This window comes from Natronocella acetinitrilica (assembly GCF_024170285.1).
Taxonomy (GTDB): Bacteria; Pseudomonadota; Gammaproteobacteria; order Nitrococcales; family Aquisalimonadaceae; genus Natronocella; species Natronocella acetinitrilica.
On sequence record NZ_JALJXV010000013.1, the window covers coordinates 90,897 to 114,550 of the forward strand.

The following is a 23,654-nucleotide window of genomic DNA, read 5'->3' on the forward strand; positions in this document are numbered from 1 at the left end:
GGAACACGGTCTCTATGCCGGTCCGCTGGGGAAGATGGTTAACAAGATTCGCGCCATCCTGGTGCATTGTCTGAAGCGATTGAAATCAATGACAATTAATATGGTAGCCAGCTAGTGGCAAGACATCTGTCCGGAATGTCGGTCAGTTTTGGGAGATTCGGATGAAATAACGTCCGGAAAAACAGTCATCTGTCCGGAGAACAGGACGTCGTCCATGGAAGGACACGGCGGGCCGATTCGCCCGCCGTGGGTGTCGGGATCCTTCAGAAGCCGCGCACGGGCCGCTGGTTGCCGTTGTCGATGAGCTGGAAGCTCACCACGCGCAGGGAATCAGCCTCCCTGGTATTAACCAGGATGACTTCATGGCTGGGGTTGTCCGTAGGCTCGCCGATGACAGTCTGCAGCAGGCGGTAGGGCCCCGGTGCCAGCCCGAACATGCGTGCGTCGGATGCCGAGTTGGGCAGCTCCCCAAGGGTGACGGCACCGTCACCTGGCGTGCCCGCGCTCACCGCCGCCAGTTCGCCGCTGTCGCGGAGCAGGAATACCTCGCTCAGTTCCAGGGCATCGAGCTGTTCGGCGGTGGCCGCGCGGCCACTGGTTGATGCCCCCACCCAGCGCGCATTGACCAGTTCAATCTTGTCACTGCCATTGGCCCTGACCGCCACTGCCACATTGATGCGGTTGCCACTGCTGCCCTGTTCGCGATTGAAGTAGACCCAGCCGTTGGCATCACCGCGTGCTACCGGGGAGATGCTCGCGCTCTGAACCAGGTCGATCACCTGCCGATCGCCGCCATTCATGTTGATGGAGACAACAATGGCGCTACTTGCAATGTGGTAGACCAGCCGGTTACCGGCGCTGAGCATGAAGGCAACGGTGCTCACGTCCTCCTCGATGAGTGACGTCCAACCCGTCGGCGATGCCCGGATAATCTCGAAGCCGCTGGCGAAAAGGAACTGACCCTGCGTCGGAAAATAGAGCGAGTCCCCAATGGCAACCACAGTGGCCGGAGAAGGCGTTGCCAGTTCGTCCTGATTGAACAGGTTCACGGGGAACCGCAGCGCATCGCCTGCGCCGTTGGTGAGCCGCGTCAGCGTACCCGGCGTGCCGGGATCGGGTGTGTAGAGCCAGAGTTCTCCGGGTGGTGTGCTGTCGTCGCCGTCCGTGTCGTCGAACGAAAGGGCGATGTACTGCAGACCCAGGCCCAGGGTTGGTCCCACCACCGTGGCCCGGGTGACGCCTGATACTGGCTCGCCGTCGGCAAGCACGTTGCCGGGCAGCAGTTCCAGGTCGGTGCCTACCATGCGGATCGTGTCGCCGTTAGTCTCGTCTATCACCAGATAGCCCGCGTGTCTGGCCTGATCTGGATCGAAGACGCCGGCCACCGCCCGCAAGTCGCCTGATATCTCCAGAGGCGCGGTATCGCCGTCATCGCCTACCAGAAATTGCTCACCGGAGATGCGATTGAAGATGGCTGTTCCAAGCGCGTCTGTCAGGTCATTCTGAATGAAGGCGCTCAATAGCGGTGCGCCAAGGTTCTGACTGGACACCGGACTAGGGGTGGCCGTCGAGCCCCTGGCCGTGGGCGCCCGTTGATATCCATTTGGGTCCTCCGTGGCGAAACCCTCGCCATAGAGCACCTGCGCGACGCGGAAATCGGAGATAGCGCCGTCTTCCTCGAGGGTCGCCTCCGTTATCGGGAGCAGGAAACGATCATATTCGCCAGGCTGAATGCCGAGGAAGATCGGCGTGCCAGCGATCATGGTTGGCAGCAGGCTGGATCCGAGATCGCTATCCACCAGTTCCGGTGTCCCCGGGTTCAGCGGGTCAACCCGGTAGAGCCCCGCCGCGCCCTCGAACGCAGACGTGAAATACAGATATTCCTCGTTACCGGCGTCGCCTGTGAGCCCGGTGAGTTCGGCGAGGGTATCTCCACTCGGTGATGAACCGCTTCCTCCGCCACTACTGCTGCCACCCCCACCTCCGCCCCCGCCCCCGATACAGCCGGCCAGCAGCAGCGCGCTGGCGCTTGAGATTAAAAGGGTATGTATGGCGCGTTGCAGGCGCGAGGATTCCACCATGATGATGCTCCCGATTGGTTATTCTAAGATGCCCAACAAAAACCCATTGGGTTGAGTCATGGTGATAAACGTTTGCGGTGAGCCGACCAATCCCCTGAACGGGGTACTCTAAATGGGTTACGTTGGGCCGGATTTGCCGGGGCAGTTCCCAACGCGCGCGTGCGAACTGATCCGAGTCTCCCTAGAATGCGCCGCATGGATACGGGCGCGCGGCAGGTGGATGTGGCGATTATCGGGGCCGGGGCCGCCGGGCTGATGTGCGCCATTGCCGCCGGCCGACGCGGCCGGCGGGTGCTGGTGATGGATCACGCCAACAAGGTTGGCAAGAAAATACTCATGTCCGGCGGTGGTCGGTGCAATTTCACCAACCTGCACACGACACCGGAACACTTCATTTCCGCTAATCCGCACTTTGTGAAATCGGCGCTCAGTCGGTATTCACCATGGGACTTCATCGGCCTGGTGGAGAAGCATCAGGTGCCCTACCACGAGAAAAAGCTGGGACAGCTTTTCTGTGATCGCTCATCGAAGGACATCGTGCGTATTCTGCTGGCGGAGTGCGCGGCGGCAGGCGTGGAGGTGTTGACCGACTGCCCCGTAACGGTGGAACAACTGGGCCCGCCGCACCGTCTACACACGGGGCACGGGCAGGTGCAATGCGAGTCCCTGGTGATTGCCACCGGGGGTTACTCCATCCCCCGGATGGGTGCCACCGGCTACGGCTTCGATTTTGCGCGGCAGCTTGGTCTCGCCGTGCAGCCGACCCGGGCCGCGCTGGTGCCCGTCACACTTGAGGGGCGGAAGCTCCGCCAGCTCGCCGATCTGTCCGGGGTGTCTCTGGATACCGAAACCAGCGCTGACGGAGTCGCATTCCGCGAGAACATTCTGTTCACCCACAAGGGGCTTAGCGGGCCGGCGATCCTGCAGGCTTCGTCCTACTGGGAGGCTGGCAAGCCGATGGATATCGATCTTTTCCCCGATCTGGACATAGCCGAGCACTTGCGAGAGGCGCGGCGGGAACGCCCCCGGGTGGAGTTGAAGACAGTATTGAGCGACTTGCTGACCCGCCGGGTGGCACAACGGCTTTGTGAGCTGTGGCTGGAGAGCAAGCCGCTGGACCAGATGAGCGCAGCCGACATCGACCAGGTGGAGCGAACCTGCAAACCCTGGCGGATCTGGCCCTCGGGTACCGAGGGATACCGCACCGCCGAGGTCACCCTGGGTGGGGTGGACACGGGCGGATTGTCATCCAGGACCATGGAATGCCGTGACCACCCGGGCTTGTATTTCATCGGCGAGGTGGTGGACGTCACCGGCCATCTGGGTGGACACAACTTCCAGTGGGCGTGGGCCTCGGGGCACGCGGCAGGTCAGCATGTCTAGCCCGCACGGTATATCCCGCCCGCAAGCCCTCATGGACTTGCTCCTGGTGCTGCTGCTCACCGTGGGCGCGGGCATCATCGCCGCCTTGTTCGCGGCTCGCGGCGGCGGGGCGTCCCTGCTCCCCATGATCGTGCTCCAGGGTGGTCTTATCCTGCTCGGCATGCAGCTGCTGTTGTGGCGACGGGGTCAGCGCTGGCGAAGCCTGGGCCTCGTCAACTTTCGCCTCCAGGATGTGCCGCTAGGGCTGCTGGCGCTGGGCATCGTCTTTGTCGTCAATCTGCTGCTGTCGGGGCTGTTGCTGCTGACATCCCCCGACGTGCTCTCCGGGCACCAGCAGGAACTCGCCGGGGTTGCCGATTGGCTGGTGGGCGGGCACAGCCTTTGGACCCTGCTTGCCATCACCTTCTTCATCGGCTTCTACGAAGAGGTTCTGGCCCGGGGGTTCATTCTCAACCGGTGCCAAGTGCTGTTTCCCGGAGTCTGGGCACCGGTGATTCTGTCATCAGTGCTTTTCGGCCTCGGGCACCTGTATCAGGGCTGGTTCGGTGTGGTCCAGACCGCTGTCATCGGCCTGGTTTTCGCCCGCCTGATGGTGCGCTGGGGCAGCCTCTGGCCACTGATTCTCGCCCACACCGGTCTCAATTTCGCGTCGCTGTCCGTGTTTCGTCTGCTCGGCGCGGAGTGAGACCTTGGCTACATGTAGACAGCTCTTGGCAGCCACAGGCTGATGGCCGGTATGTAGGTCACCAGCAGCAAGGCCGCGAGCGCGATCAGGATCAGCGGCAGTGCGCCCACTACGGCATCGCCGTAGCGTACGTTCCCGACACTGCTGGCGACGAACAGATTGAGCCCGAAGGGCGGCGTAAACATGCCCACCGCCGCGTTGACTGCGAGAATGGCGCCCAGATGCACCGGGTCGACACCGAACTGCATGGCGACGCTGTAGAGAATCGGCGCGAGGATGACGATGATCGACGTGGGGTCAAGCAGCATCCCGGCTATCAGCACGATGATATTGATCAGCACCAGTACCATGATGGGATTGTCGCTGATGGCAATCATGGCGCCGGCCAGTTCCCGGGTGATACCGCTGGTGGAGATGAACCACGAGAACGCGGCTGCACCGGCCAGGATGATCATCACCTGCGCTGTCATGGTGGCGGATTCGGTGAGCACACGGTATAGCTCGGCGACGCTCAACTCCCGGTAGACCACCATGGAGACGAAGGCCGCGTAGATGACCGCAACACCGGACGCTTCCGTGGGCGTGAACACCCCGCCGTAGATGCCGCCGAGAATGATGAACGGGATGGCGAGCCCCCAGATAGCGCCCCGAATGGCGTCCCACACTTCCCGAAGCGGCACCCGTGGTTGTACCGGCAAACCGACAACCCGGGCATGCACATAGCAATAGGCGAGAAAGCAGATCCCGTAGACCAGTCCGGCGCCGACGCCGGCAAGGAACAGCGCGCCAATGGAGGTGCCGGTGACGGCCCCGTAGACGATCATGAAGATGCTCGGCGGAATGACGATTCCAAGGGACCCTGAGCTCATCAGCAGACCGATGGTCGAGCGCGGCGTGTAGCCGGCATTGATCATGGCCGGATACATCAGCTTGCCGACGGCGACCACCGTCGCCGGGCTCGATCCGGAGATCGACGAGAAGAACATACTCCCGGAAACGGTGGTCATGCCCAACCCCCCGGGGAGGGAGCCCACCAGCGCCTTGGCGACGCGGATGAGGCGCTTCGACAGCCCCCCCGTGCTCATCAGGTTGCCGGCCAGTATGAAAAAAGGGATGGCCATCAGGGGGAAGCTGTCGACCCCGGAGAACATGCGCTGAATGACGACGCCCAGGTTCGGCGCGCCGTTCAGCGTCATGAACAGCATCACCGCCATCAACAGGGCGATGAAGATGGGGAACCCCACCGCCAGCAGCGTGAACAGAAAAGTGATGAAAGCGCCCATATCAACCTGCCAGGTCGGTGCTGAAGCCAGGGCGATGGCCGCGCGCCATGCGGGCCACGGTGACCGCGCGCTCGGCGAAACGCAGGCACATCAGGCTGCAGCCAATGGGGATGGCCATGATGACCCACCAAAGCGGAATCCGCATGGAGGATGTCAGCTGACCGAAGCGCGCGCTTTGCTGCACAAAGCCCACAGCCTCGTAGGCGAGATAGGCGCAAAACACGGATGAAATGGCGAGGATCGCCGCGGTAAGCCAGCGCGCGGCATTGGCGGGCAGGGCGGACTGCAGTGCATCGATACTGATGTGCACCCCCCGCCGTGCCGCGACGCTGCCACCAATGAAGACCATCCAGATGATGCTATAGCGCACGAACTCCGGCCCCCAGCCAAGGGAGCTGCTGAAAACGAATCGGGCGACGATATCCACGACGATGACCACCGCCGCCACGCCGAGCAGCAGCGCGATCAGTGCGTCCTCGATCCAGCGCAGGACTGCATCGAACGCCGCCCAGACTCGTGCAAACAGGCCGGGGGTAGAGTCAGCCGCCGCGTGCGGCGGCTGACCTTCTCCGGCTTTGGTTATGGATGATGCCTCAGCCATGGCTTCAGAGCTGCTCGCTCAGTCGCTCGAGCTCTTCATAAGCCATGTCCATGAGATCGCCACCGATCTCATCGCGGAAAGAATCGTGCACGGGCCGCATGGCCGCCTCGAAGGCCTCCCGCTGCTCGTCCGTGAGGGTGTAGATTTCCACCGAGCCGTAGTCACGGATCTCTTCCAGGTAGCGATCCTGCTCGCTGGCCGAGACTTCGCGCTGGTAGGCACCTGCCTCGAGGGCAGTTTCCCGGAAGATTTCCTGGTGTTCCGGCGGCAGGGTTTCGAACCAGACCTGGCTATACAGGAAAGCCGTACCCAGGTAGCCGTGGTCGCTCAGCACCATGTAATCCTGCACCTCATGGAAGCGCATCTTGGCGATGGAGACGATCGGGTTCTCCTGGCAGTCCGCGACGCCCTGCTGCAGTGCCGAGTAGGTCTCGGAGAATGCAATGGGGATGGCGTTTGCGCCCAGTGCCCGGAATTGCTCGATCAACAGACGGCTTTCCATCACCCGCACGTCCTTGCCCCTGAAATCGTCGGGCTCTTCGATGCGGGCGTTACAGGTCATCTGCTTGAAGCCGCTCTCCCAGAATCCGACGCCGTAGAAGCCACGGGCACTCATCATTTCCAGCAGTCTGTCGCCGACCTCACCGTCAAGAAACTCGTAGGTCACTTCTGGCGATGGAAACAGGAATGGCAGATCTGCAAGCTGCATAGCCGGTTCCACGCCACTGAGCTTTGCCGTGGGAATGGGGGCCATGTGGACCGACCCACCCTGCATCTGTTGGATCACTTCGGTGTCGTCACCGAGTTCGTTGTTGGGGTAGATGTCCACCACGTAGGCGCCGTCCGTGCGCTCCTCGATCAGTTCCTTGAAGTGGAGGGCACCCTGGTGCTGGGCGCTGTCCTCAGGCAGGTCGTGATGGAAGATCAACGTCGTTTGCGCAGACGCGACGCCTGTGCTGGCGAGGGCGAGCACAGCGGCGCTGGCGGCCAGGGCACGCACTCTTGGCATGGTCAACATCATGATCTCCTTCCAGTTCAACATGGGTAGCACGTTGTAGAACGGGGCTTAAAAGCAAACCCTGTGCCAGGAAAGAGCCGTGAGAGTTCCGAAATGCACTGGAGTGCCTGCGACCAGCTATTCTGCGGATTTCCTCCGCGTGGCAGGAACGGACGTTTATCGAGGGATGGATGTACTCATCCGGATGGTTTATGCACCAAAATAGGGCGCATGAACCATCCGGGTGCATGGCTGGCTCGAGGTGCCTCCGGCGTTCTTAAAGGGTGGCGCCGCCACCACTTGCCGGGGGATGGTAACGAGCAGTTGCCGCAGAGCTGGGTATACGAGTCTGGTAGTGATACGCGCCAGTGAGCACCATGCCGAACAGCAGATGGTTGACCAGTGTGGCCATGCCCCGCATGCCCTCGAACCACGTGAAGCCCATGGTGAGCACATGGAAGTTGACCAGATAGATCACCAGGCCGGCGGCAGCGCCGGTGCCCAGCATGACTGTCAGTGGATTTCTATGGATCAGGGGGATCAGTATCCATGCCGTCATGATGGACAGGCCGAAGTGCAGGAGAAAGGCGACCAGCATCACACCCATGATGGAGTCGGTCTCCACGAGTGCCCCGGTTCCCAGGGCGATTGCACCAATCATGCGCAGCGGAAGCAGGGGACTTTCGCCCCAGAATAGGGCGGCAATCATCATTTGCAGGACAAGGAAAATGACTGCTGCGAGACAGGCGGCGTAGACCGCCTTGAACCACTCCGCGTCATCGAAGTGACGGGCGTAAGCGCGAAAGAGCTGTTCCACGGCTATAACCTCCCACCGCAAGCACGGTAACAAAGCGCTTATTCGGAGTATGGACCGCCGTGTGAATTCTGCCGACGAAAAAAAACCGCCGACCAAAAGGCCGACGGTTTACCGTCAAGGGAGTCGCCTGCTTAGCTGGCAGCCTTGGCGGTGGCTTTGCGCACGTTGCTCTTCGCAGCCTTGTTCAGGTTGCCAGCGCTTTCTTCCGACAGGCTCCGTGCCTTCTGCACGAATTCCTGGTTCAGGGAAACCAGCTTCTCGGCGTCGCTCTTGACCCGCTCGCCGATCTCGCGACCGACTTCCTGCTGATCTTTGATATACGCCTGCACGTCTTCCGGCGTACGCAGCTCAAGGGCGGCGCGGGCACGCTTGATGCCGATGTCGCTGTGTGCGCGGGCGGCCTCAAGCTGGATGTTGAAGATCGTTTCGGCGTGGCTCAGGGCCAGCGCGCCATAGGCGCGGGCAGTGCCGCCGAAAATCTTGTCGAACTGTTCGCTGTAGTCTTTGAAGATCTGCTCGTTCATGGTTTAACACCTCTGTCAGTTTGAAAATCGACCAAGGTGTGGAACCGTTCTCCAACCTTGTTGCGTTGCAGCATAGCAAAGGAATTGGTGCATTGCAACATCGCAATGTCATGTCAGGCTGATTCCGGCTGTCTTTCGGTATCGGGGACGGGAAGACTGAACATTCTCCGATAGTTACCCGGAGTAAGCCCCACCCGGCGCCGGAACAAGCGGCGAAAAAACGAGGTATCGCTGTACCCCACGTCGCTGGCGATCTGCTCTACAGGGAGTCCGGATTGCTCAAGCAGGCGCTTGGCCCGCTCGATGCGGATGTCCTGCAGCCGGTCGGTGACCGAGCAACCCGTGGCTGCAAGAAAGCGCCGCTTCAAAGTGCGCTCCGGAATGCCGGATTGCGCAAACATCGCACTCACGGCGTCACCATCCTGGTAGTGATTCTGCAGCCAGTCCTCGCAGCGGCGAACCACCGCATCGCCATGGGGAATGCGCCGGACCAGCGCGGTATAAGGCAACTGCCCCTCCGCATGCCATTTCAACAGGTAGACGCGGGCAATATGCAGTGCCTCCGCCGGGCTGCCGTGGCGGGCGATGATGTGGAGTGCCAGGTCATGCCACGAGGTTGTGCCGCCGGCGGTGACGATGCGACCGGCGGGGTCGGCGAAAGCAAGACTGGGCTCGGGGCGGAACCGCACGCGGGGGTATTGGGTCCGGAACAGATCCCGATAACCCCAATGTGATGTTGCCTCGCAGTTGTCCAGCAGGCCGGTCTCCGCCAGCAGGATTGCGCCGGAGCAGGCTGAATGCAGCGTGGCGCCTGCCCGATGCTTGTCGCGAATCCATCGAACCAGCCTTGGATGCCGTTCGGCAAGGCTTTCGTTCGGCCCGAGCCAGATCTCGGGAATGATGATCAGGTCCGCCGGCGGGTCATCGGCGATGGCATGGGCCGGTGTCACAGGGATGCCATTACCGCAGGCGAAGGCTGTTCGTTCGGTGGCAATGATCTCAACACTGAACAGGCGCTGGCCCTGGCCGCCTGTCAATTCGTGCCAGAGCGTGCCCGCGGCGGAGAGCACGTCCACCATCCCATAGAGTGCCGATCCGGCCGTTTCCGGCACGGCGACGAGCAAGGCCCTCACCCGCTGCCGGTGGACGCTCGCCATGGTGTCATCCGTCCGCGAAAAGTGGCCCGGAAGGACCGTTCCCGGCCTCCTGACAGCTTTTGCCAGATTCGTCCTGATTCCAGACTACAGCCATCGTCACACGGCCCTGCCTAGACGATGAAACCAACTAACGAGGATGATCAGCATGAACACGCAGACTGACAACGCAGTGCACCGCAATAACGTCAATGGCGTCGACGTGAACGCACTGTTCGACACCATCAACGCCGTGAAGGCGAATACCACACTGGCGGATTCCCAGTTCCGAGCGACAAACCGCTGGATGGATGGTGGCCACAACCGATCCACCATCCAGTCGTTCCGTAGTTGTGGCCAGGAGGACACAAGCCGCAATCGCCCGTTCATCATGGATGCCGACGAACCGGAGGTGCTGCTTGGCAGCGACCAGGGAGCGAATCCGGTGGAGTACGTACTTCACGCTCTGGCAGCCTGCATGACGACGACGGTGATCTATCACGCCGCGGCTCGCGGAATCGCCATTCGCGGCATGCATTCGGCCCTGGAGGGCGATCTGGACTTGCGGGGTTTTCTCGGCCTGTCGGATGAGGTACGCCGGGGTTACCAGGTGATCCGGGTCCGCATGACCGTGGATTGTGATGCCGAACCCGAGGCTCTTGCGGAGCTGGTGCGCTACTCGCCGGTATACGACATGGTCTCCCGTTCCTTGCCCGTGGAGGTGCGCTTCTGTCGGGCCTGACGTCGACACACCCCGCCATGGCCAGGCCGTGGCGGGGTGTACTGGCTCGCTGCCAGCCTAGCGTCGGACGACCAGCAACAGGACTCCGCCCACCGCCGCGCCGATACCACCGATGAGGTACCACATGGTGCTGTCGGTGAATCGGCCCATCATGGTTTCGTGAAGTTGCTCGCCCACGGACTGGCTTGCCTGCCAGCCTGCAAAGAGCAGGATCACGCCAACGACCAGAAGGATGATGCCCATAATCTGTTGTGCCGACATACGGTTACTCCTCGCGGCTCATGGTAGGCCAAGCATAGTCAGGATTGCCGCGATGGCGATCGCCGTCTGCTCCCTGGCGCACATACGCAAACCCGAAACGGGCATGGCGCCGAGCGCAACGGCGTGAATACTTCAGCGCTTCCCTATGCCTTGAGCTTGTAGCCGGTGCGGAAAATCCACCAGATCAGTAGCAGGCACGTGCCAAGAAACAGCAGAATCATCGAGAAGCTGGCCAGCAGGCTGACGTCGGCAATGCCGTAGAAGCTCCAGCGAAAGCCGCTCACCAGATAGAGCACGGGATTGAACAGTGTCACCGTCTGCCACACCGGCGGCAGCATGTTCACCGAGTAGAAGGTGCCGCCAAGGAAAGTCAGCGGCGTGATGATGAGCAGGGGCACGAGCTGCAGCTTCTCGAAGCCGTCCGCCCAGATCCCGATCAGAAAACCGAGCAGGCTGAAGGTGATGGCGGTCAGCAGCAGAAACAGCAGCATCCAGAAAGGATGTGCGATCTCCAGTGGCACGAACAGGCCCGCCGTCGCAAGAATGATGAGCCCGAGGACCACTGCCTTGGTCACTGCTGCGCCGACATAGCCGAGCACGATCTCGAACGACGAGACGGGGGCCGACAGCAACTCGTAGATCGTTCCCGTGAATTTCGGAAAATAGATGCCGAACGAAGCGTTGGACACGCTCTGGGTGAGTAGCATCAGCATGATCAGCCCGGGCACGATGAAAGCGCCGTAGGAAACCCCATCCACCTCGGTGATACGCGAACCGATGGCGGCGCCGAATACCACGAAATAGAGTGATGTCGAGATCACCGGGGAGACCACGCTTTGCAGCATGGTGCGCCTGGTGCGTGCCATCTCGAAGCGATAAATGGCGCGTACTGCATGCAGGTTCATGAGCGATCCTGAACAAGGCTGACGAAGATATCTTCCAGCGAACTCTGTCTCGTGCGCAGGTCGCGGAAGCGGATGCCGGCGGCGGTGAGATCAGTGAGCAGGGCGTCGATGCCGGTCTGGTCACTCTGGCCGTCGTAGCTGTAGACGAGTTCGTGGCCGTCCGCTGCGAGTTCCAGACTGTGCTGCGTCAGCGATTCGGGTATGACCGATAACGGCTCGGCGAGTTGCAGCGTCAGTTGCTTGCTGCCGAGCTTCCGCATGAGCTCCTGCTTTTCTTCCACCAGCACCAGTTCGCCGCGGTGGATAACGCCGATACGGTCGGCCATCTCCTCGGCTTCCTCGATGTAGTGGGTGGTGAGGATGATGGTGACCCCACGATCCCGCAGTGACCGCACCAGGTTCCACATGTCCCGCCGCAGTTCCACGTCCACCCCGGCGGTGGGCTCATCCAGGAACAGGATGTCCGGCTCGTGGGACAGGGCCTTGGCGATCAGCACCCGCCGCTTCATGCCACCCGACAGGGTGATCATCTGGCTGTTGCGCTTCTCCCACAGTGACAGGTCACGGAGTACCTGCTCCAGATAGACGTCGTTTGGTGGTTTGCCAAACAAACCCCGGCTGAAGCTGATTGTGCCCCACACCGTCTCGAACGCATCCCGGGTGATCTCCTGGGGCACCAGGCCGATGATGGACCGGGCGGAGCGATAATCCTTCACCACATCGAAACCGGCAGCGGTGACGGTCCCGCTACTGGCGTTGACAATGCCGCAGATCACGCTGATCAGCGTCGTCTTGCCTGCTCCGTTGGGTCCCAGCAAGGCAAAGATCTCGCCCTTGCTGATCTCCAGGTTGATGTCCTTAAGCGCGATATGGCCGGAATCATAGGTCTTGCAAAGGCCACTGACGGACAGGGCGGGCGCGGCGACCGCAGAGGCACGTTCGCGGACTGATGAAGTCTCAACGGGTGAGTCGTGGCGCTCGAAGGCAAGGCCGGTCTGTTCGTTCACGGGGGTGCATCCATCGACAGCGAGTGACTGGAACGGCAGTGTAGTGGTTTGGCGGCAGATGCGCACGGCGACGATGGAGGAATCCTGTGCAGTCACGAAAAGTCACCCTCGCAGCGATCGGTTTCTCTATCTGGATGCTGTTCTGGATACCCGTGATTCTGTGGAGCTACGGGCCCCAGAACTTCCTCTGGATGTGTAATCTGGCCCAGTTCGTCATTCTCTATGCTCTGTGGACCGGTAACCGCCTGCTTTTGTCCAGCCAGGTGGGTACCGTATTGCTGGTCGGCCTGATCTGGACGCCAGACTTTCTGCTGGGGCTCGCCAGTGGTGGAGAGTGGGCGAACTTCACCGGCTACATGTTCAACCCCGAGAATCCGCTGCTGGCGCGCGCGACCTCGCTGTATCACATCGGCTTGCCGCTGATGCTGGTCTGGCTGATCGCCCATGTGGGTTATGACCGCCGTGGCCCCTGGCTGCAGACCGGTTTTGCCGTGGTCATTCTGCCCCTGACCTGGCTGCTTACCGAAGCGGATCGCAACATCAACTGGCTCAATGAGCCCCTGGGTGTGGAACAGGTCTGGTTCCCGGAGCCGGTGTTCGTCCTGGTAATGATGGTGCTCTATCCGGCGTTGCTGTTCTGGCCTGGACACGGCTTGGCGCTGTTCGTCAGGCGGCTTGGGCGGCGCGAAGTGGTCCTGCAATGAGGTCGGTGCAAGACAATTGTCGCTGGACACCCGGGGAAAACTCGACTGAGATGGAAGGTCGAGAACGTATAACAGGGAGGCTCATCATGAGCACATTAGGAAAGAAAATACCGGGTGTGGGTGTCGCGGCGATCATGGCTGCCGGCATGCTGGTGGGGACGGCGGCTGCATCGGACCTCAACGTGAACCCCGGTCTCTGGGAGTTCCGGACGGTGATGTCCACCGAAGGCCCCATGGACATGCCTGAGCAACGCTCCCAGGAAACCGAATGCCTGACCCAGGAAGACATCGATCAGGGGCCGCTATTCGACATGGATGACATGGGCGACGGCTGTGAAGTGCTGGACAGCAACATCAGCAGTAATCGGGTGACCTACACCATGGCCTGCGATGCCGGCGATGGCTCTACCTTCGACACCGAATACAGCATGGACCTCATGGGCGACCGCATCGAAGGCGTCATGACCGGCGATATCAACACGCCCATGGGTGACATGAAGTTGCGGATGGATTTCGAGGGTGAGCGCGTCGGCGACAGCTGCTGACGGTCTCCCTAGCCAAACAGCCCCTGGATATTCCCTCCATCGTGGCTGATCACCTGTCCGGTGATATAGCCACTGTGGGGGGAGAGTAGCCAGGCGGCCAGGCAGCCGAATTCCTCTGCCGCGCCGAAACGGCCGACGGGGATCGCTGCCTGCATCCGCTCCCGGGTGGCATCCCGATCAAGTTCCCAGGCCTGTTGTCGCGCCTGGGTCACCCGCTCAAGTGCTGCAGTGTCGTGTGCTCCGGGTGCGAGCACGTTGACAGTGATTCCCGTGGTTGCCAGTTCCTGGGACAGGGTTTTTGCATAGCCCACCACGGCGCTGCGCATGGCATTGCTCTGGGCGAGGCCCGGAATCGGTTGCTTGACGCCCTGACTCTCGACGAAAAGGATGCGGCCGGGTGTTGCCTTGCGCATAGCCGGCAGTAGCCCGGTCACCAGTTCAGCCTTCCAGCGAAAGACCAATCGGTAGGCTGCGTCCCATTCAGCCCCGGTGGTCTCCGCCGCCAGTCCCACCGGTGGCCCGCCGGCGTTGAGCACGACCCCGCTGGGGGCCTTTCCGGCCAACGCTGCCAATACCTGGGCCGGGCCATCATCTGCGGTCAGGTCGAGGGCAAGGGTCTGGCAGCGATCACTGGAGTCACCGGCCAGTGCGGCCAGCTTCTCCGGGCTGCGACCCACTGCCAGCACCCGTGCGCCTTCCGCCAGCAGCGCCTGACAGATGCCACGCCCAAGGCCATCGGATGCGCCGCAGACGATGAAAAGCCGATCGGACAGTTGTAGATCCATGCAGTCGCATCCTCGTTGCTGGAAGAGCCGAAGTCCGGCAAAGCTTCCACAACGGGGCGCAGGGTGCAAGCCTGTCCGCGGTCACTTGGGTTCGCGGGTCCCTTCGGAGACCAGATCCCGATAGGCATGCCAGCTGGCATGGCCCAGCAGGGGGAGGGCGACAGCAAGTCCGACGAAACCGACGGCGAGGCCGGCAAATGTCACCACGCTCAGCAAGAAGCCCCAGAGCAGCATGGGTTTGAAATTCTGCTGTACCACGGCGAGGCTGGTGATTACCGCCTCAAGCACGCTGGTGTTGGGCTGATCCAGCAGACGGGGAATGGACACCACGCTGAGGGCAAAGGCAACGAAGGCCAGTATGGCGCCGATCACGGTGCCGGTGAGAACCAGGGAAACGCCAGTGCCGGACAGCAGCAGATCGGTGTAGATGGTCGTGGTTTCCACCGTCGGGATATGAACGCCGAAGAACAGCGCGAACAGGATTGTCGCGAAACGTATCCATGCCAGCAGAAAGACCATGAGCAGCACGCCCATGAGTGCGATCTGGGTGGGGTTGCTGCGCCAGGCGAGCAGCACGGGCGGCAGGCTAACCTCCATGCCTTGCTGCAGGCGGCGGCTGATTTCGTAATTGCCCACGGCCACCAGGGGACCCATGAGCATGAAGCCGGCAATGAGCGGCAGCAGCCAGGACCCCTGGTCGATCAGCCACAAGCCGCCGACAAGCATCAGGCTCAGCACCACCCAGATCAGGCCGTAGCCCACGCTTACGCCCGGGCAGCGGCCGATATCCCGCCAGCCAGCCGCTAGCCAGCGCCACGGCTCTTCCATGCTCACGCGATGGATTATGACCGGATGATCCGCCCCCAGATCGAGCTTTGCCGCAACACTGCCTGCCATGTTCCCGCCCCTTCTCCCATCGGCATGCTTGGCATGCCGCTATCCAGAATTATTGACCATAAGCGTGTGTGATACAGCGGAAGAGGGTGTTACGGTCATGACGTATATCAAGGAGGCAACGATTTGAGTGAAACAACGACTGCCGTCCACGTGCCCGAGCACGGTGATGATGGCATCGCCACGCTTACGCTGGACATTCCCGGGACAAACTCCAACAACTTTTCTCTGGCGCTGATCAACGCCCTGCATGGCGCTCTGGACGAACTGCAGGCGCGTGAGGGGCTGGTGGGGCTGATTCTGCGTTCGACCAAGAACACCGGCTTTGCCGTGGGTGCGGATTCCGCCGAGCTTGAGCGTATGCTTGACCCTGCCTATGCGGCCACCTACATCCGCCGAGGCCAGGCGTTGACCTGCCGGATTGCCGCTCTGCCAGTGCCAACGGTGGCGTTACTGCATGGGAGCTGCCGTGGGGTGGGGCTGGAACTGGCCATTGCCTGCCGCTATCGCCTGGCGGCAGATGCAGCGAGCACGGCACTGTGTCTGCCCGACGTCATGCTGGACCAGCATTGCGGATTCGGCGGTTCGGCGCGACTGGCTGATCTGATCGGGGGCACTCCGGCGTTGGCCGTCATGGAGACCGGTCGGGTGGTCACGCCGGAGGAAGCACGCCAGATGGGGCTGGTAGATGGCGTGCATGCCGGTGAGGAGCTGGACGCCGCGGCTCGTAGCCTGCTGCAGAGCGACCCCGGACCGCATCGTCCAAAGGGGACGCAGAAACTGCTCTCCACCCGCCCGGTCTGGTGGCTACTCGATCGTATTCGCCAGGCGGATGATCTGGGCGACACCGCACCGGAGGCCCGTGTTGGCGCTGACGCCCTGCGTACGCTCTGGCGGGACCACGGCGGCGGCAGTCTGCATCGGCGGCTGCGCGCCGAGCGCTCCTCGGTGCTGCGCCTGCTGAGCCAGCCGCCTGCCCGCAATCGCATCCGACTCTATGCCATGACCGACCGTTACATGGCCGAGAGTCGCAGGATCGAGGCAACCATTCCGGGGCGCGTTCATGTGATCGGCGCTGGCGCTCTGGGCTCGGAGCTGGTGTCCCTGTTGGTTGCCAACGGTTTTCGCGTGTCGGTGCAGGATCTGCTGTCTGATCGGCTCGACGCCTTGCGCACCAGACTCCTCGGCGTGCAGCCATCCAACGTGGCAGACGGGGAGGCGGAAAGCGTAGGTGAGCCATTTCTCGCCGGAGAACCGGATGATCTCGCATCGGTGGATCTGGTTGTCGAGGCAATCGACGAGAATGCCGACCTGAAGCGCGCGCTGTTCGAGGAACTCGAAGGAAAGCTGGGCCCGGAGGCGGTCATCGCCTCCACCACGTCCACCGTGCCCCTGGCCTCGCTGGCAGGCCAGCTCGTCCATCCCACGCGGCTGGTGGGCCTGCGCATGATCCGCGAGCTGACTGGTGCCGGCATCGGGCCGGTGGTTGAGGTCGCAGTGGCGGCGGACGGCGGCGACGCTGCCGCTCGAACCGCAGCCGCGCTGGTGGCGGCGCTGGACCGCATGCCGCTGTATGTGAAGGATTGCCCCGGCGGCCTGCTGCATCGCCTGTTGCTGCCCTATGTGCTGGCTGGGGCGGCGCTCTACAGCCGTTCGGACCGGGAGCTGGTTGATGGTGCGGGACGCTATGCCGGCATGACCCTCGGGCCGCTGGAGCTCGCGGACTGGATCGGCCTCGATACCTCCGTGGCGCTGGCGGAGCAACTCGAAAAAGAGGTGCCGGCGCAATTGCGCGACCTGGTGGATGCCGGGCATCTCGGTCAGCGCACTGGTCACGGCTTCCATGACTGGCGTGGCAGCAAACGGGTGACCGCAAGTCCACCCCAGGGCCGCTCGCGATTTCCCGAAATTGCCGACTTGCTGATGGCGACGCTACGCGAACAGGCTCTGGCCTGCAGCGCGGCGGGCCTGGTCGCGGAAGATGACCTCATCGACGTGGTCGCCACCCTTGCCGCGGGCGTACCCGGCTACACCGGTGGGCCGCTGAACTGGGCACGGCAGCACCAGCAAGGGAGCAAAGACGACTAGAACGTGCCGAACACGGTCCCCACGGTAATCAGGAAAACCAGGGCGATGATGGGCACCAGCATCGCCACCACCGCGATATCCAGATAGGCCTGCCGGTGGGTAAGCCCGCAAATCGACAGCAGCGTGATGACAGCGCCATTGTGGGGCAGGGCATCAAGCCCGCCGGTGGCCACCGCCGTAACCCGATGCATCAGCTCAGGCGATATCCCCGCTGCCTGCCCCATGGCGAGATAGGTATCCCCCAGGGTGGAGAGCGCGATGCTCATTCCGCCGGAGGCAGAGCCCGTCATGCCGGCCAGCAGGTTGACGGCGATAGCCAGGGAGATCAGCGGGTTGTCGCCACCCATGCCGGTGACCCAGCCGCTGATGGTGTCAAAGGCCGCCAGCGAGGCCACCACCGAGCCAAAACCGACCAGGCTTGCCGTGTTGAAGATGGGCAGCACCGAGGCGTTGGCGCCGCTGTCCAGGGTGCCCGTTAGCCTGGGCAGGCGCTTGAGGTTGGTGAAGACCAGCACCAGGATGGAAATCACCAGGGCACCGATGATCGACCACACACCGCGCAGTGAATCGATGCTGGTGGCGCCATACTGGGGTTCGGCCAGGTAGTCGGTGTCCATGGCGGGAATGATCACTGCCGTGAACAACAGGTTGAGCGCAATGACCAGCACAATGGGCAGTACGGCCAGTGCCAGCGGCGGGCGATCCCGGGGCGTCTCCTCGGTGGGTAGCTCCATGAGATCGAAGCCTTCGCCGGAGGAACGCTCGCGCAAGTCCTTGTCCACCTGGGGCGCGTCGTCGGGATGATCGCCGTAGCCTTCGCCGGCTGACTTTGCCTGCTTCACCCGGTAATTGAGCCACGCCTGCCCCAGGATCAGCATGACCAGTCCAGTGAGGATGCCGAGTCCGGGTGCGGCAAAGGCCGAGGTGCCGAAGTAGGGCATGGGAATGGCGTTCTGGATGGCCGGTGTGCCGGGCAGGGCCGTCATGGTGAAGGTGAAGGCCCCCAGCGCAATGGTGCCCGGGATCAGCCGCTTGGGCAGATCGGCCTGACGGAACAGCGCAGCGGCGATGGGGTAGACGGCGAACGCCACCACGAACAGGGACACCCCGCCATAGGTCATCACCCCGCAGGAAAGCACCACCGCAAGCACGGCCTTTGCGTCGCCAAGACGCGCGACAATGGCCTGGGCAAGCACGTCGGCGCAGCCGGAGTCTTCCATGAGCTTGCCGAAGATTGCACCCAGCAGAAACAGTGGGAAAAAGCGCACGATGAAGTCGCCCGCCGAACCCATGAATACCTGGGTGTAACTGGCGAACAGCGGTGCTTCCACCGACACCAGCGCAACCAGGGCGGCCAGCGCCGGCGCGAGTATCAGCAGGCTCAGGCCGCGGTAGGCCAGATAGATGAGCAGCGCCAGTGCGATGAGTATGGCGATGATGCCGGTCATTGGTCAGTCCTGATCCCTGGGTTTCTTTGCCTCACGGATGGGGCGAAACGCGTCCTCGAAGAGTTCATCCAGATCAAAGGTCGAGCGCTCGCCGATGTCGTCAAAGTGCTTGTCCAGCCAGTCACTCGCCCAGCGATAGCCCTGGTCGCGCAGCCGCGTCAGGAAGCTCCATTCCGCGTTGAGTTTGCTTGAGGCGCTGAGTTGTTCGATCTCATGCTCGGCATGGATCAGGTGCAGGCGCATGGCGCGGTACCGCTCCAGTTCCAGCCCCTCGGCGTCGATGAGCTGATGCAGCAGCTGGATGGAGCGCAGTTCCTTGATGAGGCTGGAGTTGAACGTGATCTCGTTGAGCCGGTTGAGGATCTCCCGGGCCGTGCCGGGTAGCTGCCTGCGTACCAGGGGGTTGATCTGCACCACCACCAGATCGCGACAGCCCTGGTCGTCCACCAGTGGATAAAGTGCCGGATTACCACTGTAGCCGCCATCCCAGTACGCCTCGCCGTCGATGACAACGGCGTCGAACATGAACGGCAGGCAGGCTGACGCCATCACCGTATCCGCCGACAGATCCGGTTGTCGGAAGATGTGTGGGCGGCCGGTACGCACATTGGTTGCGGTGACGTAGACCTTGACCTTGCGGCAGGCGTTGACCCGCTCGAAATCCACCTGGTCCGCCACCAGATCCCGCAAGGGGTTGATGCCCAGCGGGTTCAGCTTCGCCGGCGGCACAAGCTGGGTGAGGCTCTCGAAAAAGAGGTAGCTCGGGGAGTGATCGAGGCTGTAGTTGCCGGTCAGCCGGTCCCAGGGGCTGCGCTGTATGGGCGAGAACCGCGCCGCATCGCTCACCGCTTTCCAGAAAGTCTGCAGGGCTTCCCGGGCCCCGTCCCGACCATTTCGCTGCAGCCCGTCGGCAACCATGACGCCGTTCATCGCGCCGGCGCTGGTGCCACTGATCCCGTCAATCTCTATTCGCTCGTCTTCGAGAATGCGATGCAGCACCCCCCAGGTCAGCGCCCCATGGGCGCCACCGCCCTGCAGTGCAAGATCGATACGCTTGTGTGCGCCTTTTGCCATCTTTTCCTCCGAACAAGAATTGATGCACTGCATCACAGCGCGAGACCAGTGTCCACATCAGATGTCTGATCGTCTGTGCGGCCAGCGTCGCATTGTCGTTCCGCTCAAGAATGATGTGGATCAAGCCTGCACGGTTCTGCATGCGATAGAACGTAGGCATTATCCAGCAGCCTAGAGCACAGGAGAGCCCCATGGCACAGTTACCCGACATTCTGTTAGTGCCCGTTGACGGTTCGACGAACGCGTCGAAGGCCGCCGCGTACGCGACGAACCTGGCCGAGAAACTCGGTTGCAGGGTCCGTCTCTTGTTCGCTTTCGCCAAGACCCCCCAGGATATGTTCGGGGTGCCCACGGAAATGCCTAACCCCAGGGAACTCGCCCATTTCTCCCCCGAGGCCTTCGAGCGGCTGCGTGATGAGACCGCGCAGGCCGCCTTCGGTGCCGCGCGCAAGGCAATGGGGGAAACCGGTATCAGCGTGGAGGAGAAGATCATCCGCGGTGAGGCCGGTGACGCCATCATCGAGCACGCGGCCGGCGAGCAGTCCGCCATGATCATCATCGGTCGGCGGGGGTTGTCGCGGTTCCGGGAGTTGCTCGTGGGCAGCACCACCCAGCGGGTGATGCATCATGCGAACTGCCCGGTCCTGGTCGTGCGCTGATTGATGGTGTCCGATTTCTAAGTCGGATGTTGTCGTGGAACGGAGGGCGGGTACGCCGTCCAGAGACACGCCGTGAACCCATCCACGGGGGCTCGACAGCGACATCCCTGTCGCTGACGGTCTCTGGGCGGCGCACCCGCCCTCCGTTCGTGCCATTGGCTTGCGGGTGCCTTTGCCAGCGCTGTTGTGGTGCGTTACGGCCTTTGGCCTAACGCACCCTACGAGTGCTATGGCGCCATGCCCGCCAAAGGGTGCGTTAGCGCGCAGCGCGTAACGCACCATTCAGGCGTTGGTACTGTCCGCCACAACCTATTCCGCCTCACCCACCCCGAGCCAGACGCAACTCCTCGATCACGTATTCCGCCAGTGCATCCGCCACCGGGCTGCGCTTCGGATTGCGTACCAGCAACACCTGGTAGTCACCCAGTGGCGGCAGGCCGGTGTCTGGCCCGAGTCGCCGCAATGGCGGACGGATCAGGCTCAACGGAAAAGGCGCAACGGCCAGGTCCGCAATCATCGCCGCTTCCTGCCCGGCGCAGTTCTCGCTGGAGTAGGCAACGCGGTAGCCCACGCCGGCTGCGTCCAGTGCGGCGAGGGCCTTGGTCCGCCAGGCGCAGCCCTGGCTTGCCAGGGCAAGGGGCAAGGGCGTGCGCCGCGCGGCTATGCCGCCCTCGCGACCTGCCCAGACCAGGCTTTCCGTATCCACGACTTCTCCGCGCCCCTGGTCCTGACCGTCGTTACCGCCGGTCACCAGTGCGAGATCCAGTTCGTCCAGATCCAGTCGACGAATGATATCGAGGGTCCCGCCGACACTGACATTCACCTGCGCCGCCGGGTGGCTTCGGGCAAACCGCGCCAGGACACCGGGAAGCACCCGCGTGCCAACATCGTCGGGCGTACCAAAGCGGACGGTGCCGGCCAGGGGCGGAGCGAGAAACTGGGTGACTGCTTCCTCGTTGAGCTTGAGTAGCCGGCGGGCGTATCCCAGCAGGGCTTCACCCTCCGCGGTAAGCCGCACCAACCTGGGTTCCCGCAGAAACAGGGGTTGCCCCAGGGTCTCCTCAAGCCGCTTGATCTGCATGCTCAGGGCCGAGGGGGTTCGGAAGACCTGTCGTGCTGCGCGGGTGAAGCTGCCGCACTCGGCAATGGCGACGAAGGTGCGGAGCACATCCGTCTCCAGCAAGGGCAGGGGTTGAGGCACCGGGTCGGGCTGTGCTGTCTGGTTCATGGGGATACCTTTCAGAAATTCTTAACAATCAATGTAGTTCTTTTCGTTGGATTGATCAATTCTTCCGATGCAATCTGCTCTCCAGGGTCGAAACACGGTGTGTCGACCCGCCATGCCGACAAGCCCTGTCGGCCAGACGGAGGGAGACTCCCATGTCCAATCAGCAGCAGTATGAACAGATCAAGCGGACCATCCAGACCGGCCGTGGCCGGCCCGCCACGCCGGATTTCTATATGCCGGCGAGTTGGCCCACTGGGCTGGTGACGGGGTTGATGACAGCGTTGCGCGAGCTGTGGGTGGCGTGGCGTCGGCGCCGGCGGTTCCTGGCCCTGCGGGATCTGGACGATCGTTTGCTGCGGGATATCGGCCTGCGGCGAGAGGATGTGGAGCGCGGTGCCCGGCTGCCGTTGCGGCAGAATGCGGCCGAGATACTGGCCGCCGAACGTCAGGCGGCGCGTCGGCGTCAGGGCGGATAGACTGTGTCTCCCTGGAACGGAGGAGACAGTCCAATGGCCGAGATCATCCTGCATCACTACCCCCCCAGCCCGGTGGCGGAGAAGGTTCGCACCGCGCTGGGGCTCAAGCAACTGGCCTGGCATTCGGTGGAGGAGAACCGGCTGCCGGATAGGCCCGAACTGTTCGCCATGACCGGCGGTTACCGCCGTATTCCGGTCATGCAGATCGGCAGCGACATCTATTGCGATACCGCCTGCATCCTCGACGAACTCGAGCGCCGTCACCCGGAGCCGACGCTGTTCCCGGCGGGTTCGGCGGGACTGGCCCTTGCCATCGCCCGTTGGTCCGAAACCCAGATGTTTGATCTGGCCGTTCGCATCTCCGTGGCCTCGGCGATGGACAAGATGCCGCCAGCAGTCGTGCAGGACCGGGCGCGTCTGTACCTGGGACCGGATGGCGATTTCCAGCATGAGCTCGAGCAACTTCCCCATACCCTGGCCCAGTTCCGCGCCCAGCTCGGCTGGCTTGAATCCGCCCTCGCTGGCGGCGCACCGTATCTGATGGGTAAGCATGCGAGTCTCGCCGACTTGCAGTTGTGGACCATTATCTGGTTCGTGCGCACCAGGCATCCACGGGCGGAGGAGATCTTCGGCGAGTTCCCCCAGCTGCAGGCGTGGATCGGTCGCATGGAGGCCCTGGGCCATGGCTCCGCCACGGACATGACGACGGCGGATGCCCTGGCTGCCGCCGCCTCCACCGAGCCAACCACCGAGCGGGGAAGCGATCCACTGGATCCCCAGGCAATCGAGCCGGGTATGCGGGTGAGCATCGCACCGGTGACCGACAGCGGCGACCCGACAGTGAATGGAGAAGTGCTGCTGGTTACACGGGATCGAATCGCCCTGCTGCGGGACGATGCGTCCTGCGGCCGGGTGGTGGTGCACTTCCCGCGGGTTGGCTACCGGGTGTCTCCGGTGGCTGGCTAGGGAAGCGCTGAAGTATTGACGCCGCCGCGCTCGAGTCCGGTTTTCGTTCGTGGCTAGAAGCAAGGTGGCGCAGGTAGTGGTTCTACCTGCGGTGGCTTGCGACAACGCCACGGGCGAAAACCGGCCGAGCCCCGGGGGGGTACGCACAGATTTTCCGCGCTGCGTTGTTGCGCCGCTTGGCCGTGGAACCACCACGACGCTGCGCGCCGCGCCTGGCATCACGAAAAATCTGTGTGTAACGCGATGACGTGAATACCTCAGCGCTTCCCTAGCTGTGGAGTCTCAATAGGTTGTCCCCGGAGAGTCCGAGAACGCTGATTGGTGGTTTTCTGTTCAGGCTACCGTGTTGGCGATGCCAATTGTAATCA

Annotated in this window: 24 protein-coding genes; 9 read left to right on the plus strand and 15 right to left on the minus strand. The window is 62.6% G+C overall.

Annotated elements, in window-relative coordinates; translation table 11 throughout:
- Positions 1–263: 263 nt before the first annotated feature.
- Positions 264–2,081, minus strand: a complete 1,818-nt coding sequence (locus J2T57_RS21105) for a hypothetical protein (protein ID WP_253485202.1) — start codon at positions 2,079–2,081, stop codon at positions 264–266.
- Between the two features lie 195 nt (positions 2,082–2,276).
- On the opposite strand from J2T57_RS21105, the gene J2T57_RS21110 reads away from it, so the two are divergent.
- Positions 2,277–3,464: a BaiN/RdsA family NAD(P)/FAD-dependent oxidoreductase gene (locus J2T57_RS21110; RefSeq protein ID WP_253485204.1), complete on the plus strand. Its 1,188-nt coding sequence runs from the start codon at positions 2,277–2,279 to the stop codon at positions 3,462–3,464.
- Between the two features lie 31 nt (positions 3,465–3,495).
- Positions 3,496–4,149: a CPBP family intramembrane glutamic endopeptidase gene (locus tag J2T57_RS21115; RefSeq protein ID WP_253485206.1), complete on the plus strand. Its 654-nt coding sequence runs from the start codon at positions 3,496–3,498 to the stop codon at positions 4,147–4,149.
- Between the two features lie 8 nt (positions 4,150–4,157).
- Here J2T57_RS21115 and J2T57_RS21120 read toward each other — a convergent pair whose 3' ends face one another.
- From J2T57_RS21120 to J2T57_RS21145, 6 genes are all read right to left on the minus strand, one after another.
- Positions 4,158–5,432, minus strand: coding sequence for a TRAP transporter large permease (locus tag J2T57_RS21120; RefSeq protein WP_253485208.1), 1,275 nt, complete (start codon positions 5,430–5,432; stop codon positions 4,158–4,160).
- Between the two features lies 1 nt (position 5,433).
- Complete coding sequence (locus J2T57_RS21125; RefSeq protein ID WP_253485217.1) at positions 5,434–6,033, minus strand: TRAP transporter small permease; 600 nt, start codon at positions 6,031–6,033, stop codon at positions 5,434–5,436.
- Positions 6,034–6,037: 4 nt separating this feature from the next.
- A complete protein-coding gene (locus J2T57_RS21130; protein ID WP_253485219.1) occupies positions 6,038–7,075 on the minus strand; it encodes a TRAP transporter substrate-binding protein in 1,038 nt (345 codons plus the stop codon).
- 232 nt (positions 7,076–7,307) lie between these two features.
- Complete coding sequence (locus J2T57_RS21135) at positions 7,308–7,847, minus strand: hypothetical protein (RefSeq protein WP_253485221.1); 540 nt, start codon at positions 7,845–7,847, stop codon at positions 7,308–7,310.
- A gap of 131 nt (positions 7,848–7,978) precedes the next feature.
- Positions 7,979–8,371: a phasin family protein gene (locus J2T57_RS21140; protein ID WP_253485223.1), complete on the minus strand. Its 393-nt coding sequence runs from the start codon at positions 8,369–8,371 to the stop codon at positions 7,979–7,981.
- Between the two features lie 113 nt (positions 8,372–8,484).
- On the minus strand, positions 8,485–9,528 hold the full coding sequence (locus J2T57_RS21145) for a GlxA family transcriptional regulator (protein ID WP_253485230.1): 1,044 nt from the start codon (positions 9,526–9,528) through the stop codon (positions 8,485–8,487).
- Positions 9,529–9,673: 145 nt separating this feature from the next.
- Here J2T57_RS21145 and J2T57_RS21150 point away from each other — a divergent pair, with 145 nt between their 5' ends.
- A complete protein-coding gene (locus J2T57_RS21150) occupies positions 9,674–10,246 on the plus strand; it encodes an OsmC family protein (protein ID WP_253485232.1) in 573 nt (190 codons plus the stop codon).
- 57 nt (positions 10,247–10,303) lie between these two features.
- Here the strand turns inward: J2T57_RS21150 and J2T57_RS21155 are convergent, their stop codons facing one another.
- From J2T57_RS21155 to J2T57_RS21165, 3 genes are all read right to left on the minus strand, one after another.
- On the minus strand, positions 10,304–10,507 hold the full coding sequence (locus tag J2T57_RS21155; RefSeq protein WP_253485234.1) for a DUF3185 family protein: 204 nt from the start codon (positions 10,505–10,507) through the stop codon (positions 10,304–10,306).
- A gap of 143 nt (positions 10,508–10,650) precedes the next feature.
- On the minus strand, positions 10,651–11,412 hold the full coding sequence (locus J2T57_RS21160; RefSeq protein WP_253485236.1) for an ABC transporter permease: 762 nt from the start codon (positions 11,410–11,412) through the stop codon (positions 10,651–10,653).
- Positions 11,409–12,419, minus strand: coding sequence for an ABC transporter ATP-binding protein (locus tag J2T57_RS21165; RefSeq protein WP_253485238.1), 1,011 nt, complete (start codon positions 12,417–12,419; stop codon positions 11,409–11,411). Before J2T57_RS21165 ends, J2T57_RS21160 begins: the two co-directional genes overlap by 4 nt.
- Positions 12,420–12,505: 86 nt before the next feature.
- Between J2T57_RS21165 and J2T57_RS21170 the strand changes: the two genes are divergently transcribed.
- Both J2T57_RS21170 and J2T57_RS21175 read left to right on the plus strand, forming a co-directional pair.
- Positions 12,506–13,123, plus strand: coding sequence for a hypothetical protein (locus tag J2T57_RS21170; protein ID WP_253485240.1), 618 nt, complete (start codon positions 12,506–12,508; stop codon positions 13,121–13,123).
- An 86-nt stretch (positions 13,124–13,209) separates the two neighbouring features.
- Positions 13,210–13,668, plus strand: coding sequence for a DUF3617 domain-containing protein (locus tag J2T57_RS21175; RefSeq protein ID WP_253485242.1), 459 nt, complete (start codon positions 13,210–13,212; stop codon positions 13,666–13,668).
- Positions 13,669–13,676: 8 nt separating this feature from the next.
- Here the strand turns inward: J2T57_RS21175 and J2T57_RS21180 are convergent, their stop codons facing one another.
- Complete coding sequence (locus J2T57_RS21180) at positions 13,677–14,453, minus strand: SDR family oxidoreductase (RefSeq protein ID WP_253485244.1); 777 nt, start codon at positions 14,451–14,453, stop codon at positions 13,677–13,679.
- A gap of 81 nt (positions 14,454–14,534) precedes the next feature.
- Positions 14,535–15,350 (minus strand): DUF2189 domain-containing protein, encoded by an 816-nt coding sequence (locus J2T57_RS21185; RefSeq protein ID WP_253485246.1) that lies wholly within the window; start codon positions 15,348–15,350, stop codon positions 14,535–14,537.
- A 123-nt stretch (positions 15,351–15,473) separates the two neighbouring features.
- Between J2T57_RS21185 and J2T57_RS21190 the strand changes: the two genes are divergently transcribed.
- Complete coding sequence (locus J2T57_RS21190; RefSeq protein WP_253485248.1) at positions 15,474–17,435, plus strand: enoyl-CoA hydratase-related protein; 1,962 nt, start codon at positions 15,474–15,476, stop codon at positions 17,433–17,435.
- On the opposite strand, the gene J2T57_RS21195 is transcribed toward J2T57_RS21190, so the two are convergent.
- Complete coding sequence (locus J2T57_RS21195; protein ID WP_253485250.1) at positions 17,432–18,883, minus strand: GntP family permease; 1,452 nt, start codon at positions 18,881–18,883, stop codon at positions 17,432–17,434. The two genes, J2T57_RS21190 and J2T57_RS21195, sit on opposite strands and share 4 nt — an antisense overlap.
- 3 nt (positions 18,884–18,886) lie before the next feature.
- Positions 18,887–19,957 carry a patatin-like phospholipase family protein gene (locus J2T57_RS21200; RefSeq protein WP_253485252.1) on the minus strand — a complete coding sequence of 357 codons (1,071 nt, stop codon included), beginning with the start codon at positions 19,955–19,957 and terminating at the stop codon, positions 18,887–18,889.
- Between the two features lie 191 nt (positions 19,958–20,148).
- On the opposite strand from J2T57_RS21200, the gene J2T57_RS21205 reads away from it, so the two are divergent.
- Positions 20,149–20,616 carry a universal stress protein gene (locus J2T57_RS21205; protein ID WP_253485254.1) on the plus strand — a complete coding sequence of 156 codons (468 nt, stop codon included), beginning with the start codon at positions 20,149–20,151 and terminating at the stop codon, positions 20,614–20,616.
- A 319-nt stretch (positions 20,617–20,935) separates the two neighbouring features.
- Here the strand turns inward: J2T57_RS21205 and J2T57_RS21210 are convergent, their stop codons facing one another.
- Positions 20,936–21,844, minus strand: coding sequence for a LysR substrate-binding domain-containing protein (locus tag J2T57_RS21210; RefSeq protein WP_253485256.1), 909 nt, complete (start codon positions 21,842–21,844; stop codon positions 20,936–20,938).
- A gap of 152 nt (positions 21,845–21,996) precedes the next feature.
- Here J2T57_RS21210 and J2T57_RS21215 point away from each other — a divergent pair, with 152 nt between their 5' ends.
- A complete protein-coding gene (locus tag J2T57_RS21215) occupies positions 21,997–22,320 on the plus strand; it encodes a YjiS-like domain-containing protein (RefSeq protein ID WP_253485258.1) in 324 nt (107 codons plus the stop codon).
- A gap of 33 nt (positions 22,321–22,353) precedes the next feature.
- A complete protein-coding gene (locus J2T57_RS21220) occupies positions 22,354–23,286 on the plus strand; it encodes a glutathione S-transferase family protein (protein ID WP_253485259.1) in 933 nt (310 codons plus the stop codon).
- Positions 23,287–23,654 lie beyond the last annotated feature (368 nt).

What these genes read in the sequence shown, in the direction of transcription:
- J2T57_RS21105 (WP_253485202.1), bottom strand. Translation starts at nt 2,081, where the DNA reads ATGGTGGAATCCTCGCGCCTGCAACGCGCCATACATACCCTTTTAATC.
- J2T57_RS21110 (WP_253485204.1), top strand. Translation starts at nt 2,277, where the DNA reads ATGGATACGGGCGCGCGGCAGGTGGATGTGGCGATTATCGGGGCCGGG.
- J2T57_RS21115 (WP_253485206.1), top strand. Translation starts at nt 3,496, where the DNA reads ATGGACTTGCTCCTGGTGCTGCTGCTCACCGTGGGCGCGGGCATCATC.
- J2T57_RS21120 (WP_253485208.1), bottom strand. Translation starts at nt 5,432, where the DNA reads ATGGGCGCTTTCATCACTTTTCTGTTCACGCTGCTGGCGGTGGGGTTC.
- J2T57_RS21125 (WP_253485217.1), bottom strand. Translation starts at nt 6,033, where the DNA reads ATGGCTGAGGCATCATCCATAACCAAAGCCGGAGAAGGTCAGCCGCCG.
- J2T57_RS21130 (WP_253485219.1), bottom strand. Translation starts at nt 7,075, where the DNA reads ATGTTGAACTGGAAGGAGATCATGATGTTGACCATGCCAAGAGTGCGT.
- J2T57_RS21140 (WP_253485223.1), bottom strand. Translation starts at nt 8,371, where the DNA reads ATGAACGAGCAGATCTTCAAAGACTACAGCGAACAGTTCGACAAGATT.
- J2T57_RS21145 (WP_253485230.1), bottom strand. Translation starts at nt 9,528, where the DNA reads ATGGCGAGCGTCCACCGGCAGCGGGTGAGGGCCTTGCTCGTCGCCGTG.
- J2T57_RS21150 (WP_253485232.1), top strand. Translation starts at nt 9,674, where the DNA reads ATGAACACGCAGACTGACAACGCAGTGCACCGCAATAACGTCAATGGC.
- J2T57_RS21155 (WP_253485234.1), bottom strand. Translation starts at nt 10,507, where the DNA reads ATGTCGGCACAACAGATTATGGGCATCATCCTTCTGGTCGTTGGCGTG.
- J2T57_RS21160 (WP_253485236.1), bottom strand. Translation starts at nt 11,412, where the DNA reads ATGAACCTGCATGCAGTACGCGCCATTTATCGCTTCGAGATGGCACGC.
- J2T57_RS21175 (WP_253485242.1), top strand. Translation starts at nt 13,210, where the DNA reads ATGAGCACATTAGGAAAGAAAATACCGGGTGTGGGTGTCGCGGCGATC.
- J2T57_RS21180 (WP_253485244.1), bottom strand. Translation starts at nt 14,453, where the DNA reads ATGGATCTACAACTGTCCGATCGGCTTTTCATCGTCTGCGGCGCATCC.
- J2T57_RS21185 (WP_253485246.1), bottom strand. Translation starts at nt 15,350, where the DNA reads ATGGCAGGCAGTGTTGCGGCAAAGCTCGATCTGGGGGCGGATCATCCG.
- J2T57_RS21195 (WP_253485250.1), bottom strand. Translation starts at nt 18,883, where the DNA reads ATGACCGGCATCATCGCCATACTCATCGCACTGGCGCTGCTCATCTAT.
- J2T57_RS21200 (WP_253485252.1), bottom strand. Translation starts at nt 19,957, where the DNA reads ATGGCAAAAGGCGCACACAAGCGTATCGATCTTGCACTGCAGGGCGGT.
- J2T57_RS21205 (WP_253485254.1), top strand. Translation starts at nt 20,149, where the DNA reads ATGGCACAGTTACCCGACATTCTGTTAGTGCCCGTTGACGGTTCGACG.
- J2T57_RS21210 (WP_253485256.1), bottom strand. Translation starts at nt 21,844, where the DNA reads ATGAACCAGACAGCACAGCCCGACCCGGTGCCTCAACCCCTGCCCTTG.
- J2T57_RS21215 (WP_253485258.1), top strand. Translation starts at nt 21,997, where the DNA reads ATGTCCAATCAGCAGCAGTATGAACAGATCAAGCGGACCATCCAGACC.
- J2T57_RS21220 (WP_253485259.1), top strand. Translation starts at nt 22,354, where the DNA reads ATGGCCGAGATCATCCTGCATCACTACCCCCCCAGCCCGGTGGCGGAG.